Source organism: Halomonas sp. AOP7-E1-9, assembly GCF_052376035.1.
Classification (GTDB): Bacteria; Pseudomonadota; Gammaproteobacteria; order Pseudomonadales; family Halomonadaceae; genus Vreelandella; species Vreelandella citrativorans.
The window spans coordinates 68,899-87,642 of record NZ_JBQSVC010000005.1; the positions used below are offsets into that span (position 1 = coordinate 68,899).

21 protein-coding genes are annotated in these 18,744 nt (G+C 55.3%); 12 read left to right on the plus strand and 9 right to left on the minus strand.

What is annotated here, in order from left to right; all coding sequences use genetic code 11:
* Positions 1-129 precede the first annotated feature (129 nt).
* Positions 130-1,482, plus strand: coding sequence for an OmpP1/FadL family transporter (locus tag ACT3R4_RS04650; protein ID WP_441677827.1), 1,353 nt, complete (start codon positions 130-132; stop codon positions 1,480-1,482).
* Between the two features lie 99 nt (positions 1,483-1,581).
* On the opposite strand, the gene ACT3R4_RS04655 is transcribed toward ACT3R4_RS04650, so the two are convergent.
* Complete coding sequence (locus tag ACT3R4_RS04655; protein ID WP_441677829.1) at positions 1,582-1,752, minus strand: hypothetical protein; 171 nt, start codon at positions 1,750-1,752, stop codon at positions 1,582-1,584.
* On the opposite strand from ACT3R4_RS04655, the gene prfB reads away from it, so the two are divergent.
* The 7 genes from prfB (at position 1,751) to rimI (ending at position 8,065) form a co-directional block, all read left to right on the plus strand.
* Positions 1,751-2,849, plus strand: a protein-coding gene (gene prfB / locus ACT3R4_RS04660) for a peptide chain release factor 2 (RefSeq protein WP_441677831.1) whose coding sequence is annotated in 2 segments (ribosomal slippage) — positions 1,751-1,825 and positions 1,827-2,849 — 1,098 coding nt in all. Because the reading frame shifts where the segments join, the coding sequence is not laid out codon by codon here. The two genes, ACT3R4_RS04655 and prfB, sit on opposite strands and share 2 nt — an antisense overlap.
* Positions 2,850-2,883: 34 nt before the next feature.
* On the plus strand, positions 2,884-4,395 hold the full coding sequence (gene lysS, locus ACT3R4_RS04665) for a lysine--tRNA ligase (protein ID WP_441677833.1): 1,512 nt from the start codon (positions 2,884-2,886) through the stop codon (positions 4,393-4,395).
* A 90-nt stretch (positions 4,396-4,485) separates the two neighbouring features.
* Positions 4,486-4,872 carry a hypothetical protein gene (locus tag ACT3R4_RS04670; RefSeq protein ID WP_087110069.1) on the plus strand — a complete coding sequence of 129 codons (387 nt, stop codon included), beginning with the start codon at positions 4,486-4,488 and terminating at the stop codon, positions 4,870-4,872.
* Between the two features lie 144 nt (positions 4,873-5,016).
* Positions 5,017-6,417 (plus strand): MFS transporter, encoded by a 1,401-nt coding sequence (locus ACT3R4_RS04675; RefSeq protein WP_441677835.1) that lies wholly within the window; start codon positions 5,017-5,019, stop codon positions 6,415-6,417.
* 43 nt (positions 6,418-6,460) lie between these two features.
* The gene (locus tag ACT3R4_RS04680; protein WP_441677837.1) at positions 6,461-6,769 is read left to right on the plus strand and encodes a BolA family protein; all 309 of its coding nucleotides are present in this window, start codon (positions 6,461-6,463) and stop codon (positions 6,767-6,769) included.
* Positions 6,766-7,629 (plus strand): hypothetical protein, encoded by an 864-nt coding sequence (locus ACT3R4_RS04685; protein WP_441677839.1) that lies wholly within the window; start codon positions 6,766-6,768, stop codon positions 7,627-7,629. Before ACT3R4_RS04680 ends, ACT3R4_RS04685 begins: the two co-directional genes overlap by 4 nt.
* Positions 7,619-8,065, plus strand: coding sequence for a ribosomal protein S18-alanine N-acetyltransferase (gene rimI / locus ACT3R4_RS04690; protein ID WP_441677841.1), 447 nt, complete (start codon positions 7,619-7,621; stop codon positions 8,063-8,065). Before ACT3R4_RS04685 ends, rimI begins: the two co-directional genes overlap by 11 nt.
* Here rimI and zapB read toward each other — a convergent pair.
* Both zapB and rsmD read right to left on the minus strand, forming a co-directional pair.
* Entirely contained in the window at positions 8,058-8,240 is a 183-nt protein-coding gene (zapB, locus tag ACT3R4_RS04695) for a cell division protein ZapB (protein WP_087110059.1), read from the minus strand. The two genes, rimI and zapB, sit on opposite strands and share 8 nt — an antisense overlap.
* Positions 8,241-8,333: 93 nt before the next feature.
* On the minus strand, positions 8,334-8,942 hold the full coding sequence (gene rsmD / locus ACT3R4_RS04700) for a 16S rRNA (guanine(966)-N(2))-methyltransferase RsmD (protein WP_192527206.1): 609 nt from the start codon (positions 8,940-8,942) through the stop codon (positions 8,334-8,336).
* 90 nt (positions 8,943-9,032) lie between these two features.
* Here rsmD and ftsY point away from each other — a divergent pair, with 90 nt between their 5' ends.
* From ftsY to rpoH, 4 genes are all read left to right on the plus strand, one after another.
* A complete protein-coding gene (ftsY, locus tag ACT3R4_RS04705; RefSeq protein ID WP_441677843.1) occupies positions 9,033-10,439 on the plus strand; it encodes a signal recognition particle-docking protein FtsY in 1,407 nt (468 codons plus the stop codon).
* Positions 10,436-11,104 (plus strand): cell division ATP-binding protein FtsE, encoded by a 669-nt coding sequence (gene ftsE / locus ACT3R4_RS04710; protein ID WP_087110053.1) that lies wholly within the window; start codon positions 10,436-10,438, stop codon positions 11,102-11,104. The genes ftsY and ftsE overlap by 4 nt, the downstream gene beginning before the upstream one ends.
* Positions 11,101-12,147, plus strand: coding sequence for a permease-like cell division protein FtsX (gene ftsX / locus ACT3R4_RS04715; protein ID WP_192527204.1), 1,047 nt, complete (start codon positions 11,101-11,103; stop codon positions 12,145-12,147). Before ftsE ends, ftsX begins: the two co-directional genes overlap by 4 nt.
* Positions 12,148-12,409: 262 nt before the next feature.
* Positions 12,410-13,276: an RNA polymerase sigma factor RpoH gene (gene rpoH, locus ACT3R4_RS04720; protein WP_087110047.1), complete on the plus strand. Its 867-nt coding sequence runs from the start codon at positions 12,410-12,412 to the stop codon at positions 13,274-13,276.
* Between the two features lie 94 nt (positions 13,277-13,370).
* On the opposite strand, the gene ACT3R4_RS04725 is transcribed toward rpoH, so the two are convergent.
* From ACT3R4_RS04725 to coaBC, 6 genes are all read right to left on the minus strand, one after another.
* Complete coding sequence (locus ACT3R4_RS04725) at positions 13,371-13,670, minus strand: hypothetical protein (RefSeq protein WP_441677845.1); 300 nt, start codon at positions 13,668-13,670, stop codon at positions 13,371-13,373.
* 77 nt (positions 13,671-13,747) lie between these two features.
* Positions 13,748-14,356 carry a nucleoid occlusion factor SlmA gene (slmA, locus tag ACT3R4_RS04730; RefSeq protein ID WP_087110043.1) on the minus strand — a complete coding sequence of 203 codons (609 nt, stop codon included), beginning with the start codon at positions 14,354-14,356 and terminating at the stop codon, positions 13,748-13,750.
* A 21-nt stretch (positions 14,357-14,377) separates the two neighbouring features.
* Positions 14,378-15,277, minus strand: coding sequence for an acetylglutamate kinase (argB, locus tag ACT3R4_RS04735; protein ID WP_172118513.1), 900 nt, complete (start codon positions 15,275-15,277; stop codon positions 14,378-14,380).
* Between the two features lie 89 nt (positions 15,278-15,366).
* Positions 15,367-16,752 carry a phosphomannomutase/phosphoglucomutase gene (locus tag ACT3R4_RS04740; RefSeq protein WP_172118512.1) on the minus strand — a complete coding sequence of 462 codons (1,386 nt, stop codon included), beginning with the start codon at positions 16,750-16,752 and terminating at the stop codon, positions 15,367-15,369.
* A gap of 72 nt (positions 16,753-16,824) precedes the next feature.
* The gene (gene dut / locus ACT3R4_RS04745) at positions 16,825-17,283 is read right to left on the minus strand and encodes a dUTP diphosphatase (RefSeq protein ID WP_172118511.1); all 459 of its coding nucleotides are present in this window, start codon (positions 17,281-17,283) and stop codon (positions 16,825-16,827) included.
* A gap of 73 nt (positions 17,284-17,356) precedes the next feature.
* Positions 17,357-18,607 (minus strand): bifunctional phosphopantothenoylcysteine decarboxylase/phosphopantothenate--cysteine ligase CoaBC, encoded by a 1,251-nt coding sequence (gene coaBC / locus ACT3R4_RS04750; RefSeq protein ID WP_441677848.1) that lies wholly within the window; start codon positions 18,605-18,607, stop codon positions 17,357-17,359.
* Positions 18,608-18,744 lie beyond the last annotated feature (137 nt).

Here is an 18,744-nt window from a genome sequence, read left to right on the forward strand (position 1 = left end):
AAAATAAAACGCTCGTTTGCCCTTGAACCAAGGGCCACATTGGGCGAAAACTGAGGTGTATGCCTACGCTATAAGAACAGTACCAGCGGATGTCGCTATCCACGGGATCATCGGGACAAGAGGCCGACCATGTATAATAAATTTAATAAACTCACTCTAGCAGCTGCGGTTTCTGCAGCTGTCTTCGCAAGCCAGGCACACGCTGGCGGTTATCAAATTAACGAGCAAAGCGTTAGTGGCCAAGGCTATGGTCATGCTGGGCGCAGCTCTAACGTACACGATGCCACTATTGTGTACGGTAACCCGGCAGGTATGTCGTTTCTTGATCGTGCGCAGATCACGGTGGGGGGCACCTATCTTCATGTCAATACCGATGTCAATAATGCTACCTCTGGGCGTTCTTTGGAAACGCCTGCGGGCTCACTGCCTTTGGGGTCAGTAGAAGGAACCAATGAAGGTGACATGGTGCCCGGTACGCTGGTTCCTTTTGCTTTTTATGCACAACCGGTCAATGAGCAGTTAGCGTTTGGTTTCGGCGTATATGCACCGTTTGGTTCAAAAACAGAGTATGAAGGTGGTTTCGAGGGGCGTAACCAGGGGAATTATACGGAGGTGAAGGTAATGACTGCCCAGCCAACCGTCTCCTACCGCTTTAACGAGCAGTGGGGCGTCGGGTTGGGGATCACCTATAACCGCGTTGATGGCGAACTGCACCGACAGGTGCCCGTTGCGGTTGGGCAGGCAGCCAATGGGGCTCCGATCGTTACTGAGGTGGATTCACGTGTTGAAGGTGATGATGACGCATGGGGATATAACCTGGGGGTGATTTACCAACCGGTGCCTGAAACCACGTTTGGTTTAACGTATCGCTCAAAAGTTGACTTCAATTTGGACGGTAGCTTTTCCGCAAGCTCCCCTGTGCTTGATCAGTTAGGTATTGGAACCGTAACGGATACGGCTGCACTGGACTTGACTACGCCTGAGACGGTTAACTTCTCGATAACCCAGCAAATGAGCGACAACCTCAAACTCATGTTTGGGGCTTCCTGGGCTCGCTGGAGTCGCTTTGATCAAATCCTTGTTACCGGCACTGAGCGTGAAGAGATCACTAACGAACAGCAAAATTACTCCAATGCTTGGGCATTCTCCACCGGCGGCGAGTATCAGTTGACACCTGAACTGGCGTTGCGAGCAGGGGTAGCGCTGGACTTTACACCAACGCAGGATACGACACGCAGTGTGCGTATTCCTTCTGATGACCGGCGTATCTTCTCGCTGGGTGCTGGCTGGAGCCCTACACCGGACCTAACGCTTGATTTCGCTTACTCTTATCTAACCGAGCGCTCAACCCAAGTGGATCAAACAAAGACGGATAGCTTCACTGTGGCTGGACAGCAGACACCGCCCATTACATCTACCTACTCCGCCGGCTATAAAAACGAAGCCCACGGTTTCGGTGCTCAGCTAACCTATCGTTTTTAAACTGATCGTTTTTAAGCCGATGTTTTAGGCGTCTTGGTGAAATACGTTTCTTACGCGCTAAATCGGTAGCTCTACTTCTGAACCCGGCACTCGCCGGGTTCAGGCATTCGTCGTCATGGCGAGTGGATGCGAGAAACGCCAGGTTTCGTTACAATGGGTTTTCAGAATTTCGCCGCTGTGGTGCTGGCTTGGAATCATCAAGCCAAGATGCCACAGCGGCGCGTCTTTCTTTTGAACCATGTCATATTGACCAAGGCTAGGGCGATCCATGTTGGAAACCAACCCGATACATAACCAGATCAAGGACCTGTCTGAGCGGACAGACGTTCTTAGGGGGTATCTTTGACTATGCCGAGCGTAAAGATCGGCTAGAAGAAGTCTCTCGTGAGCTCGAAGACCCGAATGTCTGGAACGATCCAGACTATGCACAAAAGCTGGGTAAAGAGCGCTCTTCCCTGGAAGCCATTGTGGCAACCATCGACGAACTGGACCAAGGCCTTGGCGACAGCCGCGACCTTCTAGAACTCGCCGAGATGGAAGAGGATGAGGACACGGTTGAAGAAGTGCGCCAAGAGCTTGATGGCCTTCAGGTTGCGCTTGAAAAGCTCGAATTTCGTCGCATGTTCTCTGGCGAAATGGATGAAAATAACGCCTACCTGGATATTCAATCCGGCTCGGGCGGTACGGAAGCTCAGGACTGGGCCAATATTCTGCTGCGCATGTACCTGCGCTGGGCAGAAAGCCACGGGTTCAAGGCTGAAATAACCGAAATTTCCGCAGGCGAAGTCGCAGGTATCAAGTCGGCCTCGCTGCATATTCAGGGCGACTATGCGTTCGGTTGGCTGCGTACTGAAACCGGTGTTCACCGGCTGGTGCGTAAAAGTCCGTTCGACTCCGGCGGCCGTCGTCATACGTCGTTTGCGTCGGTATTCATGTCCCCGGAAGTTGATGACCGCTTCGAGGTTGATATTAATCCCTCGGACCTGCGCGTTGATACGTATCGCTCCAGCGGTGCGGGCGGTCAGCACGTTAATACCACCGATTCGGCGGTACGGATTACCCACGAGCCTACCGGTATTGTGGTGGCTTGCCAGAACCAGCGTAGCCAGCATGCCAACCGTGACTTCGCTATGAAGCAGTTAAAGGCGAGGCTCTGGGAGCATGAAATGCAAAAGCGTAATGCCGCCAAGCAGGAAGCGGAAGACTCCAAGGCCGATATCGGCTGGGGCAGCCAGATTCGCTCTTATGTGCTTGATGACCAGCGTATCAAGGATTTGCGCACCGGCGTGCAGTCCAGCAACTGTGACAAGGTACTCGACGGCGACCTGGACCAGTTTATCGTCGCCAGTCTCAAGCAGGGTTTGTAATCTTTTTAGCGTTCGAACATGAATAGGGTGCCCCATGGCTAACCAAGACGCGTCTTCTCCTGAAAACGAAAATCATCTAATTGCCGAACGCCGCGCCAAGCTCACCGCGCGTCGTGAACTGGCCGCAGAGCAAGGGAAGAGTGCTTTCCCGAATGACTTTCGCCGCGATAGCCTGACCGTTGAGCTGCAGGAACTGCTGGGCGAGAAGGAAAAAGCCGAGCTGGAAACGCTTGATCATCACGCATCCGTGGCGGGGCGTATCATGCGCCAGCGCGGCCCGTTTATCGTGATTCAGGACGTGGCGGGGCAGATCCAGCTTTACGTGGATAAAAAAGGCCTGCCGGCGGATGTGCTTGAAGACATCAAGGGCTGGGATATTGGTGATATCGTGGCGGCGCGCGGCCCGGTGCATAAATCCGGCAAGGGCGACCTGTACGTGATGATGGTCGATGCCCAGCTTCTGACCAAGAGCCTGCGTCCGCTGCCGGATAAATTCCACGGCCTGACGGATCAGGAAGCGCGCTATCGCCAGCGCTATGTGGATCTGATCATGAACCCGCAGTCGCGCAAAGCGTTTGAAACGCGGGCGGCGGTGATCAGCTCCATGCGCCGTTTCTTTGAAACGCGTGGCTTTATGGAAGTGGAAACGCCGATGCTCCAGGCAATTCCTGGCGGTGCGACGGCGCGCCCGTTTGTGACTCACCACAACGCGCTGGATATGGATATGTATCTGCGTATCGCGCCTGAGCTTTATCTTAAGCGTTTGGTGGTGGGTGGTTTCGAGAAAGTCTTCGAAATCAACCGCAACTTCCGTAATGAAGGTCTTTCGACGCGGCACAATCCTGAATTCACCATGGTCGAATTCTACTGGGCGTATGCCGACTACAACGACCTGATGGATATGACCGAAGCGATGCTGCGCACTGCAGCCGAAGAAGTGCTGGGCACCACCACGCTTGAGTACCAGGGTGCAAGCTACGACTTCGGCCAGCCGTTCAAGCGTTTAACGCTTAAGCAGTCGATTCTGGATCACGGCGATGGCATTAGCGATGCTGATCTGGATAGTCTTGATGCGGCGCGCATAACGGCTCAGGAACTGGGTATCAAGGTCAAAGACAGCTGGGGCCTGGGGAAAGTCCAAACGGAAATTTTCGAAGAAGTGGCCGAGCACAAGCTCGACCAGCCGACGTTTATTACCGAATACCCGGCTGAAGTCAGCCCGCTGGCGCGCCGCAACGATGCTAACCCGTTTGTCACCGACCGCTTCGAGTTCTTTGTGGGTGGGCGTGAAATTGCCAACGGCTTCTCGGAGTTGAATGACGCCGAGGACCAGGCCGAGCGCTTCCGCGCACAGGCCGCCGAGAAAGATGCAGGCGACCTGGAAGCCATGTACTACGATGCTGACTACGTGCGTGCACTGGAGTACGGCATGCCGCCTACCGCCGGTGAGGGCATCGGGATTGACCGGTTGGTCATGCTGTTTACCGACAGCGCGTCCATACGTGATGTATTGCTGTTCCCGGCAATGCGCCCTGAGGCTGAGTAGCACGCTGGATTGAATGAGGTAGACTAAAAGTTGGTAAGGGCGCGATTTAGCGCCCATAATGGTCAACGTTTCGACGGCGAGGAGAATCCCATGAAACTGCTAAACCGCTCCGCTCTGAGCGTCAGGCCGACCCAGCCCTTTGTGGACTGGATCAATGCGCTGGAACCCACCATGGGAGACGACGACCTGACACTGGACGACGTCGAACGTGAAAGCACCATTTACCTGATTCCTGAAATGGATACCCCGGAAGCGCTCGAAACCTTCGTGCACGACCGCTATGTAGAAATCCTCGAAACCGAGTTGCGCGCTTGGGAAGAGGATGAACGCCAATGGCCAGAGCCGCTTGATTGGGCGCTGTTCAAGACATTTCTTAGCGTTGAGCACAGCTATCTCGCCATCGATTTAGATGATGAGACAGCGCTTGAGATTTCAGACGTTGATGATGCGTTGTTGCTCGACAGCGACCAGGATTAACGTTCGGCACTAGTTAGGCGCTATCTCATCATGACGTAACTCATGACGCACATCTTGTTCTCAAGCAGTTGCGCTCATGCACGTTAAAACCGGCTTAGGCCGGTTTTAACGTGTTAGCCGTTTCGCTTTAGGAATACCCCACCGATGCGACTGTTTCAAACCCGTCCTGGAGACGACGGCCTGCCCGGGCCGGAGCGTGTCTTGGCGGTATTGGCCCTGATTACCGGCACGCTAATGGCGGTGATGGACACCACCATGATTAATTTGGCGCTGCCGACCATTGCAGCAGACTTAAACGCCTCTGCCGCACGCTCGGTGTGGATCACCAACATGTTTCAGGTGGTATGTGCCGCCTTCTTGCTGGTGTTTGCCGGGATCAGCGAACTGGTAACGCGACGGCGTATTTATCTGTTTGGGCTAGGCACGTTTATGGTGGGCGCATTGGGGGCGGCACTGTCACGTAATTTAGAAACGCTGCTGGTGTTTCGTGCCTTGCAGGGGCTAGGCGCTGCCGCCACGCTCTCTATTGGCCCTTCGCTTTACCGGGCGATATTTCCCTCACGCCTATTGGGTAGTGCGTTAGGGTTAAGTGCGCTCGTTGTCGCGGGTGGTTATGCCGCAGGGCCAACGCTGAGCGGCGTTATTTTATCCTTTGCGGACTGGCCGTGGCTGTTTGCACTTAATCTGCCCCTTGGGCTGTGCTCTTTATGGTTTGCCAAGCGCGCACTGCCTCGGGATAAACCCCGCCAGGGAAGTTTTGATTTTCTGGGGGCGCTGTTGTCCATGCTGATGCTGGCGAGTTTCTTCCTGGCCATGGACGCGGTGGGGCACGCGGCATCGTTTGGCCTGGTGGGTGCCTGGGTACTGCTTACCGTAGCAAGTGCAGCGGGGTTTATTATGCGCCAACGTCGAGCACTGTATCCGTTGCTGCCGCTGAGTATTTTTGCTGAAAAGCGCTTCACGCTTGCGGTATCCGCCTCCGGCCTTGCGTTTATTGGTCAGGGTCTGACCTTTGTAGCCCTGTCGTTTTATTATCAAGAGCAAATGGGGCTTTCGCCCTTGGAGACCGCTTGGCTGTTTACCCCGTGGCCGCTTGGGATCATGCTGGTAGGGCCGTTGGCAGGTCGTTTGGCGGACCGTATCAATCCAAGCGTGCTTTCAAGCACCGGCCTGGGGTTGATCATTATCGGGCTGATCGCGCTGGCGCTGGTGGATGAAACCATGGGTGTCATGGAAAGCCTATGGCGTACGGCGCTGTGTGGTATCGGTTTTGGCCTGTTCCAGCCGCCCAATAATCGCGAAATGATGGGAAGCCTTCCGCCGGAGCGTAGTGCCAGTGTGTCGGGCGTTATGAGCACGATTCGCACGGTAGGTCAGTCGTTTGGGGTGGCGATAGTCGGGGCGGCATTAGCGCTTGGGTTTGAGGTTCAAATAACCCTCTGGTTAGGAGCGGCGACGTCGTTTCTGGCGCTTCTGGCAAGCCTTTCAAGAGTGTCGCTTGCCCGGCGTGCGCTGGTTGAGCGCCGGGCATCGTCTGGTGGCTAGTAAGCGCGTACAATAAAAATGTTGAACATCGAGGAGAGCATTAATGACGGTGCAAGCACAGATCGAACAGAAGTTAGCGGCGCTAGCGCCGGAAGTCGTGCGCGTGGAGAACGAAAGCCACATGCATAACGTGCCCGCCAACTCCGAAACCCACTTCAAGGTAACGCTGGTTAGCGACATTTTTGATGGTCTGATGCCGGTGAAGCGTCACCAGAAAATCTACGCGCTGCTGGCCGATGAGCTTTCTGGCCCGGTGCACGCGCTAGCGCTGCATCTTTATACGCCGGTTGAATGGCAGGCGCGCGGCGGCGAACGCCCTGACTCACCCAACTGTCGTGGCGGTGGCCAGTGACACCAGAGGTTACCCGGCGCCACTACCTGGATGCCATGGGCATTACCGCTTGGGCATCGCGCTATCAACTGCCCAATGCGCTGCCGACCGAAGCCTGCGAGTGGGATGAAACGCCGCCGGAAAAAACACCCCCGCGTGAGCGTCTTCAGGCGCTGCTTGATGACGCGCCTGCCCCGCGTAGCGAGCCCAAAGCACCGGGCGTTAACTCGTCTGCGTCAGCGCCTTCTTCGGTACGTGCTTTGCTCGGCCAGGCGCCAGCGGATAAAGCGCCCACGGACATCTCTGTTGAACCAGTGTCTGCTGCGTCAGCGTCCGGTGAATCAGTGCCCGTTGAATCAGTGGGGTCGATGCCTGCGGCTTCGGCTAAACCGCTGCAGTTTTCGCTTTCCTGCGTGTGTATAGGGCAGCGATGGTTGAGCTTGCATCCTGGTGAAATAACGCCCCAGGCACAGCGTCTGCTTGCTAATATCTGGCATGCCGTCGGTATTGCGCCGGATGTGTTGTCCAGCACCACGCTGTTTAAGTGGCCGTTAATGGCCAATACCTCTGCAGAAGACCCTCTGGAAGAAGCCAGAGAAGGGCTCTCTGCGTTTATGTCAGGCTGCGCTAGTCGGCAGGGCTGGGCGCTTGAGCGCGTACTCTGGTGGGGTGGGCAACCCGATGACGATAGCACTGCTGATATCATTAGCGTCTTGAATATTCAGCAAGCACGTAGCGATACGCTGGAACTGCCGGTATGGCAGGGTGTCGCGCTTGAACATCTCTTTAAAGATAGCGCTGCCAAGCGTGCGCTGTGGCCCGAGCTATACGCATTAGGTCAACAGTGGAAAACGCTTAAAGATCCCGAAAATGATCGCTGAACTTCAGGAAAGTGATGGCCTACGGTTAGTAAGCCTTGAGGCGCAGGCCCAAAGTGGAGCGAATGAGCGTCAACTTCACGCGGCATTAACCGATACGGATGCCTGCGTAATGGGCTGTTTTCAGGAAAATACGCTGGCTGGCTATGCACTGGTGGCGCGCTTACCCTTTGATGCTGAGCTTCAAGCTATTGGCGTAATGCCTGCTCACCGCCATTTGGGGCTGGGCCATGCGTTAATGCAAGCAGTGATGTTAAAAGCAACTGAGTGGAAAAGTGAGCGTTTACTACTGGAGGTGCGGGCGAGCAATAAGGCCGCGATTAGCCTTTATCAGCGTTTTGATTTCAAGGTGGATGGGCAGCGTAAAGGCTACTACCCGGCAGTACAGGGTGCCGCCGGGCGTGAAGACGCACTGCTAATGTCGCGTACGTTTAGCTAGCGATCCCTTCAAACTTGCTGAGTAAGCTGTTCAAGCGGCGTTCCCACTCTTCGCGCTCTTGCTTGAGTTTGGTGTTTTCGTCGCGCAGCTCTTCATTTTCCAGCTTCATCATTTCCAACGCTTCCACCGTATCGGTGACTTTTTGCTCAAGCTGATTGAACAGTTCCAGGCTCATGTAAACCTCCAGGTTATAAAAACAAACAACAGGCGTGCCAACAGGTTGAATCAGGCGAGCGTAACGCTCGTAGGCGTCATCGGCAAGCGCTGTTTACGGGGTCTGGCGTTGATAAAGTCGGGCAGTACTTTCACCCGCTTGGGTTTCGCGGTGCAACTGCCAGTTAGTGGGAGGCATTGGGTCTAGTGAGCGTTCGGTTTCCAGGTAAATCATGGCGTCGGGCGCGAGCCAGCCAAGGGTCTCCAGTGCGTTGCAGCAGCTCGTAGCAAGCCCCTGGTGAAAGGGTGGGTCAAGAAATACCAGGTGATAAGGGCGAGGCGGCTGGCTCAAGAACGTGTTTGCATCGCACGCAGTGACTTGGCCTCGGGTTGCGCCAAGCGTGGCCAGGTTTTGGGTAATATAGGCGGCTATGCTGTTGTCACGCTCGATAAAGTCAACGTGAGCGGCACCGCGCGAAAGCGCTTCAATACCCAGTGCGCCGGTGCCCGCGAACAGGTCCAGCACATGTTGGCCATAGAGCTGCTGCCCCAGCCAGTTAAACAGCGTTTCACGTACTCTGTCTGGCGTTGGCCGTAAGCCGGGCCGGTCAAGCACAGGTAGCTGGCGGCGGCGAAAGTCACCACCGATAATACGAAGCTTGCCAGGCTGCCGGGTGGGCGTGCCTTTGGAAGCGGATGGGCGAGAGGAGCGTTGTCGTGTCATATCGGGGATTGTAGCGGGCTACTTATCCAAAGTCTTGGTTGGCGGTGGTAGGATGGTCACAATGTTCACCTTTTAAGTCGGATGACTCCCATGTTTGGTTTTTTCAAACGTAAGAAAAAGCACGACTCCCAACAGGAGCCGCAAGAGCAACGCCCGCAGGAACTCAATGATGATACGCAGCTTGACGAGCCGCCGCAGGAACCGCTAGCCGACGTTGAAAATGTCGCGCCGGTGACAGAGCCTGAACCTGACGTTGAGCCAGCCCCTGCGCCTCCTGAAATTAAGCCAGAACCGCCTGAGCCTGAAGTTGAGGTTGAGCCCGCACCTGCACCATCTGAGGTTAAGCCGGAACCGCCTGAGCCTGACGTTGAGCCAGCGCCTGTGCCTCCCGAGGTTAAGCCGGAACCGCCTGAACCCGAAATTAAGCCAGCGCGTGAGCCCGACACTAGCCCGGTTCCTGAGCCTGAAGTTGACCCGGAACCGGCTGAGCCTGACGTTCAGCCTGAGATCCAGCCCGAGCAGAAGCCTGCACTTCAAGAAAAGCCTGGCGAGAAGAAGGGCTGGTTTGCGCGAATTAAATCAGGGCTGGGCAAAACGCGCGCTAACTTAACCGACGGCATCGCCGATCTGTTTTTGGGAAAAAAGCAGATTGATGATGAGCTTTTAGAGGATCTGGAAACCCAGCTGCTGATGGCGGATGTGGGGATTGAAGCGACCAGCGAGATTATTGGACGCCTTGAAGCACGCGTCTCGCGTAAAGAGTTGAATAACCCTGAGGCGCTTTATCGTGCGCTTCAGGAAGAGCTGGCTGCCATGCTTGGGCAGGTGGCAACGCCGCTTGATTTGAGTAAGCAAACGGACGGCCCCTTTGTGATTTTGGTAGTAGGGGTGAACGGCGTGGGTAAAACCACGACGATCGGCAAGCTGACCCAGCGTTTTCAGCGCGAGGGAAAAAGCGTCATGCTGGCCGCAGGGGATACCTTCCGGGCGGCGGCGGTTGAGCAGCTTAAGGTGTGGGGAGAGCGCAATAGCGTACCGGTCATCGCTCAACATACTGGCGCCGATAGCGCTTCGGTCATTTATGATGCAGTCGCCGCCGCTAAAGCGCGCGGCGTAGATATCCTTATTGCCGATACGGCAGGTCGCTTGCACAATAAAAGCCATCTGATGGAAGAGTTAAAGAAGGTCCATCGTGTGATGCAAAAGCTGGATAGCACAGCGCCGCATGAAGTGATGCTGGTGCTGGATGCAGGCACGGGGCAAAACGCGATTGCGCAGGCGAGCACATTCCACGAAGCTGTGCCCATCACGGGGATTACGCTAACCAAGCTGGACGGTACGGCCAAAGGGGGAATTATTTTTGCCTTGGCCAAACAGCTTGAGACGCCCATCCGCTTTATCGGCGTAGGCGAAGGGCTGGACGATTTACGCCCCTTCGAGGCAGACGACTTCGTTAGCGCACTGTTTGACCGCCAAGAGGACGATGCCAGCGCATGATCGCTTTTGAGCATGTCGGCAAGCGTTATGGAGGGCGCTTTGAAGCCCTGGCGCATCTGGACTTTCGTGTGGCCCGTGGTGAAATGGTGTTTTTGACCGGCCACTCGGGCGCGGGTAAAAGCTCTTTGCTGCGCCTGATTATGCGGCTTGAAAAGCCTAGCCGTGGTCGTGTGATCGTGGCGGGGCACGATATTGCCCAGCTTCATGCAAGCCAAGTGCCTTTTTATCGGCGCCAGATTGGGGTGGTGTTTCAGGATCACCAACTGCTGTTTGATAGAAGCGTGTTTCATAACGTCTCGCTGCCGTTGGATATTCAAGGCATTGAGCCGCGGGAGTCGGCGCGCCGTGTGCGCGCCGCGCTCGATAAAGTGGGGCTTTTACACCGTGAGAAGGCCCTGCCCGTTGAGCTTTCCGGTGGTGAGCAGCAGCGGGTCGGCATTGCCCGAGCGGTGGTTAATAAGCCCGCGCTTCTCCTGGCCGATGAGCCAACCGGTAACCTGGACCCCCAGCTTTCCGCCGATATCATGGCGCTTTTTGAAGACTTCAATCGCATCGGTACCACGGTAATGATCGCAAGTCACGACCTCGCGCTGATTGCTCGCTTGCGCCACCGTATTTTGCGCTTGCGTGATGGGCGCTTAGTGGCTGATGAGGGCGCAGTATGAAACCATCGGCAACACCGCGTCGCGCAAAAGGCGCTGCACCGAAAGCGGGGCGCAAAGTATCTACCCAGCGTCAGGAAGCCCCACCTCCCAAACGGCGCGGAGCCAATTCGCAGCAAACGCGTTTTTCAAGCCGTTTACGTGCCTGGGGGCGCCACCATCGGGCGATGAGTTGGGACAGCTTTTATCGGCTGTTGCGCCACCCAGTCGGCAGTCTGCTGACAATGCTCGCGATTGCCATTGCCCTCGTGCTTCCGGCTGCGCTATGGCTGACGCTGGATAGTGCTCGATTGCTGGATGCCGAGCTGGATGAGAGCGCAACCCTCACGGTGTACTTAGAAACCACCGTTGACCCGGCTCAAGCGGCGCGGATTGATGAGGCGGTAAGCGCTGAGCAGGCGGTGCTAGAGACGCGCTTGATCAGTGCCGAGCAGGGCATGGTCGAGTTTCAAGAGTCGCTGGGGCTGGACGATGCGTTGGCGGGGCTGGATGCTAATCCGCTTCCCGCGAGCATCGTGGTGCGTCCACAAAGCGTGGAGCTGGCATCCATGGAGCAACTGTCTGTTACGTTAGCCTCTCTGACAGGCGTTGATGAGGTTCGGGTGGATTTGGCCTGGGTGGAGCGCTTACGCCATTTGGCTGCACTTGGCCGACGCGTTGCGTTAGCGCTAGGTCTGCTGTTTGGGTTAGGGGTGCTCTTGGTGGTCGGTAATACGATTCGTTTGGCCGTTGAAAGCCGACGCCGCGAAATCGAGGTGGTCATGCTGATTGGTGCCACGCACGCTTTTGTACGTCGCCCGTTTTTATACAGCGGGGCGTGGTATGGTCTTGGGGGCGGTATATTGTCGCTGGGTTTGCTGGGCTTGGGGAATCACTGGCTGTCGCTGCCGGTCGCCGCGTTAGCGGCTAGCTATGGTGCAAGCTTCTCGTTGCCGCAGCTGGATATCACAGGCTCTACAATTTTGCTATCCTGCAGTACACTATTAGGTTGGTTGGGCGCTTGGCTGGCAGTGACCCGTCATCTTTCCAGTATCCGCCCCCGCTAAGCGTGTGTGGCGCTGTCTGCGAACGGTAATAATGTTTTATTACTCTGGCTAGTGCCATCGCAAGTCGTTAGCACCAACGCAATCTGGCGGTTGAGTAGCGCTGGTTGATGAAGTAAATCGATGGCACATTTCGGCAAAACAGGCAGCAGAAACAAGTGAACTTTGCCGCTTAGGCAAGGTCTTAATTGTTAATTGAGGCGTACGGACGTAATTTCAAAGACGTACGTCAATCACGATAGATGATAAGGGAGACCACCTGCACATGAGCACTAGTCTTCTACCGGTGGGACAGCTTTCTCCAGGTCACGACTTGGGCGGCTACATTCGAGCGGTTAACGGCATTTCGGTGCTGAGTGTTGAGGAAGAGCGCGAGCTTGCTTTTCGTCTTTATGATGAAGCTGATCTAGAGGCTGCGCGCCGCTTGGTTCTCTCACACTTACGCTTTGTTGTGCATATTGCTCGCAGTTATTCAGGCTATGGGTTGCCCCAGGCAGACTTGATTCAGGAAGGTAATGTCGGCTTGATGAAAGCCGTAAAGCGTTTTGATCCTAACCAGGGTGTACGCCTGGTATCGTTTGCGGTTCATTGGATCAAGGCTGAGATACACGAATTTGTACTGCGTAACTGGCGGATTGTTAAAATCGCCACGACGAAAGCTCAGCGTAAGCTGTTCTTTAACCTGCGCAGCGCCAAGAAGCGCCTTGCCTGGTTGAACAACGATGAAGTAGATGCCATCGCTAAAGACCTCGACGTTAAGCCGGAAGTCGTGCGGGATATGGAAGGCCGCCTTTCCGCTTATGATGCAGGCTATGATGCTTCACCGAGCGATGACGAAGAGAGCACGTATCAGGCGCCCGCTTACTTTTTGGATGACGCCTCTGCTGACCCGGCGACCAAGCTTGAAGACAGTGATTTTGAGGAAGACTCAACGCGCCGTCTGCAGCTTGCTTTAAAAGGTCTGGATGAGCGTTCGCGGGACATTTTGCAGCGCCGCTGGCTGACCGATAATAAAGCGACCCTGCATGATTTGGCCGATGTGTACGGCGTTAGCGCTGAACGTATTCGCCAGCTCGAGAAAAACGCGATGAAAAAGCTGCGCCAAAAGATGGGCGATGCTATCGCGGCGTAAGTCTACGTAGTTAGCTGTTCATAGCCAAAAACCGGCCTCTATCAATTAGAGCGCCGGTTTTTTTATGGCTGTTTTATGCGTATGAAGTGGTTTTTTAACGCCGTGCTCTGACATATTTCCACAGCCCGCCGCCAGGCAGTATTAACGCGATAAAGCAGCAGGCTGCTGCGGGCGCTGCAACGTCCAAAAACGAGTCCAACGTCCAGTGGTTGAATAAACCATAGAGGTACCACACCTCGTTGGGCCCGCCACCCACATATTCATGCTGGGCTACCTCACGGCCTAAAAAGATGGCCGCCACCAAAGAGCCCGCCACCCAGCGGCCAACAAACGGCCATAGCAAGCCTTGAAAGATCAGCGCGATAATCGTGTGCTCAAGGTGGGTAATATTCAAAAGTGCCTTCCTGTGGCAGGGGAGAGAGCATGTTAACAAAGAATGAGCCAACGTCCCTGTTGACCAACTTGATACTCTTAGGCGGGTTGTGGCGCTTCGAGCAGTAACTGCCTTGATAGAAGCGTCCACTGATCTTCCCAGTACTCAGTGGGCAGGCGTTTAAAGTCGCTGCGCACGTATTGAGAAATGCGTCCTTCCGCCTGGGCGGCGAGCAGGTTAGCGGCCGCTGAGGCCGGAATGCTGGCGCGGCGTCCTTCGCGCAGTTCGGCCTCACGGATAATCTGCTTGAGCTGTAGCTCCAAACGCTCAAATAGCTGATGAACTCGCTGGCGCAGGCGGGCTGTTTCGCCGGTCAATACATCGCCGCCCATCACTCGGGCAAGTCCTGGGTTCTTTTCGGCAAAGCCCAGTAGTAGCGCCAGGATAGTGCCGCAGCGGGGGATGGCGTCGGGCACCTCTTCTAAAATACGCGTAATGCGCGCAAAAATGCTCTCTTCAATAAAGTCGATTAAGCCCTCAAACATTCGCGCTTTGCTGGGAAAGTGGCGGTACAGTGCCGCCTCGGAAACGCCGACCTGGCGTGCAAGGGCGGCCGTGGTAATACGCTTTCCACTATCTTCTTCCAGCATTAACGCGAGTGCTTGAAGAATCTGCTCGCGACGGCGAGGTTTACGGTCGTCACTCATGACGTTAGCCCTCCGTTGCAGTTAGCTCGCGTCGGTAATAAGCGTACCTACGCCAGCGTTGGTGAAAATCTCCAACAACACTGCATGGGGAACACGACCGTCGATAATATGCGCACTGTTAACGCCATTTTTAACGGCATCAAGCGCACAGCGTATTTTGGGCAGCATGCCGCCATAAATGGTGCCGTCGGCAATCAGGGCATCCACTTGAAGCGTGCTTAGCCCGGTTAATACCTTGCCTTCCGCATCCATGAGTCCGGCGACGTTGGTCAGTAGCATTAGCTTTTCAGCGTTTAATGCCTCGGCTAATTTACCCGCCACCAGGTCGGCGTTAATGTTGTAACTATGGCCTTCATCGTCAACGCCGATGGGCGCGATCACTGGAATGAAGTCGCGGGCAGCGAGCATTTCGATCAGGTCTGTTGAAATGAACTCGACTTCTCCCACATGCCCAATATCGATAATTTCCGGAACGGTCATTTCGGGGCTTTGGTGCTCGACCTTGAGCTGGCGAGCACGAATTTGTGCGCCATCCTTCCCCGTTAGGCCTATTGCCTTGCCTCCGCTTTGGTTAATCAGGTTGACGATGCTTTTGTTCACCAGTCCGCCCAGTACCATTTCAACCACGTCCATGGTCTGGGAATCGGTCACACGCATCCCGTTCACAAAGCGCGATTCGATATTAAGCTTTTCAAGCAGGCTGCCAATTTGCGGACCGCCGCCATGAACCACTACGGGATTAATGCCAACTTCTTTCATTAGCACGATATCACGTGCGAAAGAGTTGATGAGCGTGTCTTCAGTCATCGCATTGCCGCCGTACTTGACCACAACGGTTTTGCCGGAGAACTGCTGAATATAGGGGAGTGCTTCGGAAAGCACCTCCACAACGACCTGCGGGTCGCGACTGGCTGAATTCATCGTGTTGTCCCTTGCTTGCTGTTTTCTTTTATCCAGATGATACGTGGCTAATGAATATTGTTATCGTGCTGCATATCACGAGTGCGCGGTTAAGCTGGCATCTCGGGAATTTTGAGTGCCGGTGCCACACGAGCTAACGCGTTGACAAAACATTCCCGTATACGCATTAGTGCCACGGCATTTTTCCCTTCAAAGCGCATCACCAAGGCAGGTGTCGTGTTGGATGCGCGACATAAGCCCCAGCCATCGGGGTAATCAACGCGAATGCCATCCAACGTGGTTTTAATACCTTCGCCGAAGTCACCTTCACGGGCAAGTGCCTCGATCAGGCCAAATTTTTCGTCATCACTAACGATTATATTAATTTCTGGCGTGCTTGGATCTTGAGGAAAGCGGTCAAAAAAGGCGTCTGCATCTTCGTTATAAAGCGCTAGAATTTCCAGCAGGCGCGCGGCGGAATAAAGGCCGTCATCAAAACCATACCAGCGCTCTTTGAAGAAAATATGGCCGCTCATTTCCCCGCCCAGCAGAGCGTTGGTTGCCTTCATGCGCGCTTTAATCAGCGAATGGCCGGTACGCCACATTTCTGGCTCGCCGCCCGCTTCGCTAATGACTCGGGCAAGGTTACCCGTACATTTAATATCATAGACCACCCTGGCGCTTGGGTTACGCGAAAGCATGTCGGTCGCAAAGGCCATCAGGAGGTGGTCAGAGTAGATGATGCGGCCGCGCGGTGTAACAACGGCAACTCGGTCGCCATCACCGTCAAAGGCAAGCCCGATATCCGCGCCGGTTGTCTGAACACTCTTGATCAGGTCTTGCAGGTTTTCAGGCTTGCCGGGGTCAGGGTGGTGGTTAGGAAAATGGCCGTCAATCTCACCAAACAAGACCGTTGTTTCAACCCCCAACTGCTTGATTAGCTCGGGTCCTAGCTCACCGGCGACGCCGTTACCGCAGTCTACAACGGCTTTGATAGGACGCTTGACGCTAACATCTTCCAAAATACGGGTAAGGTACGCGTGCCGGATGTCGTATTGATGAACGCTGCCTTGGCCGCTGGTGAGATCATGGGTGTGAATGCGGTCATACAGCGCGGCAATAGCGTCGCCTGATAATGTTTCACCTGCCAGGACAATTTTGAAGCCATTGTAGTCGGGCGGGTTATGGCTGCCGGTCACCATGACGCCTGAGCAGCTCTCAGGCATCACGTGGGTGGCAAAGTAGAGGACAGGCGTGGGCACCATGCCGATATCAATAACGTCGCGCCCAGCGGCTGTTAAGCCTCGAATCAGGGCGGCTTGCAGGCGCTCGCCGGATAAACGACCGTCTCTGGCAACGATGACACACTGCTCACCCCGGGCGGCCGCTTCTGAACCAATCGCACGGCCAATCCACTCTGCGGTGGATTCGCTCAGCGTGTTATCGACAATGCCACGGATATCATAGGCACGAAAAATCGAAGCAGGTACATCCATTGGCTACTCCTGTCAGTGCGTAACGTTCGCCCGAGCCTTGTTAATGACGGACAGTATTAATGCCGCCCCGTATTAATGACGGCCAGTGCTGCCAAATCCGCCGCCGCCTCGGGTGGAGTCGGTAAAGGCATCAACAATAGAGAGCTCTGCTTGCACCACCGGCACGAGAACATACTGGGCTAGCCGCTCAAAGGGCGACAGTGTAAAAGCGCTTTGGCCACGGTTCCACACCGAAATCATCAGCTCACCCTGGTAGTCTGAATCGATTAGACCTACCAGATTGCCCAATACAATGCCGTGTTTATGGCCCAGGCCCGAGCGGGGAAGAATCATGCCAGCAAGGCTTGGGTCTTCAATATAGATGGCAAGACCCGTTCGTACGAGTTGGCATTCGCCAGGATTGAGCGTTAGCGGTTCGTCGAGCAGCGCCCGCAGGTCCATGCCCGCAGCGCCATCAGTGGCGTAGTGCGGCATGTGGTCGTGTAAGCGCTCATCAAGCACTTTGCACTGCAGGCGGGGACGGGTGGTCATGTAGAACTCCAACATTTAAAAAAACGATAGTAAAAAGGATATTGAAAACAGCTTTAAAAACAGGTGCTAAGGGCTAGAGCAGCGCTAGCGCTTGACGAACAATGACCTGCGCAAGCTGAGTTTTTGGCTGAGGGGATTCCAAACGCTGCTCGGTGCCTTGCGCTGTGCGCCAGAGCAGCAGCGCGGCATTCTCATTGCTGCCAAAGCCCAGGCCCGCTTGAGAGACGTCATTGGCGACAATCATATTAAGCCCCTTGCGGTTAAGCTTATCGTGGGCGTAATGCTCCAGCTGCTGTGTTTCTGCGGCAAACCCTACGACCAAGGGGCGTTGTTCGGTAGGCAGCGCGGCCACATCGGCAATGATGTCAGGATTTTTGATCAGTGTAAGCGTGAACGTATCGCTATCTTCCTGCTTTTTAAGCTTGTGCTCGGCAGGCGATGCCGAACGGTAATCAGCCACTGCCGCGCAGCCAATAAATAATGCCGCCTCAGGCGCCCGGTGCATGGCTTCTTGATGCATTTGCTCGGCCGATTCAACGTCAATACGCGTAACGCCGTTGGGCGTTGGTAGAGCCACAGGCCCGCTAATCAGAGTAACCGTAGCGCCCTGCGCTACCGCCGCCGCCGCCAAGGCGTAGCCCATTTTACCTGAGCTGTGATTGGATAGGTAACGCACGGGATCAAGCGCTTCACGGGTAGGGCCTGCGGTAATGACTACATGAGGGGCGTTGCCTGCCTGGGGGGCACCTGAAAAGAGGCGTGCAACAACCTCAAAGATAGCATCAGGCTCGCTCATACGCCCTGGACCTACATCGCCACATGCCTGGTCGCCCGCCGCGGGGCCGATAAGTTGCCAGCCATCAGCGTGCAGTTGCGCTACATTGCGTTGCGTCGCCGGGTGGCGCCACATGGCCTGGTTCATGGCCGGGGCGATCAGCCTGGGGGCTTCACTGGCCAGGCACAGCGTGGTGAGTAAATCATCCGCCATGCCGTGGACCAGTCGCGCCATCAGGTCCGCCGTTGCGGGAGCGATCAGGATAATATCCGCCCAGCGGGCGAGCTCAATATGCCCCATCCCGGCTTCCGCTTCCGGGTCAAGCAGAGACGTGCGCACCGGCTCGCCGGATAACGCCTGTAGTGTCAGTGGCGTAATAAACGCCTGAGCACCACTGGTCATTACCACACGCACTTCACAACCGGCTTGTTTAAGCAGCCGCACGATCAGCGCGCTTTTGTAAGCCGCTATGCCTGCACTAATGCCCAACAGAATGCGTTTACCTGCAAACGTTGAGAGCGTCGTTGGAGTAACAGAGGCAGAAACCATGGTAAAGGGCCCATATGCGCGTTCTTAAAGAGGCTTACCATACCATTCGTCTTGCTAATTTGGCATGTTGCTACAAATAATGCGTAAGCCAGGTTTACTGAGCTTTTTACGTGCATGTCTTTGGGGTGAGGAGGTAG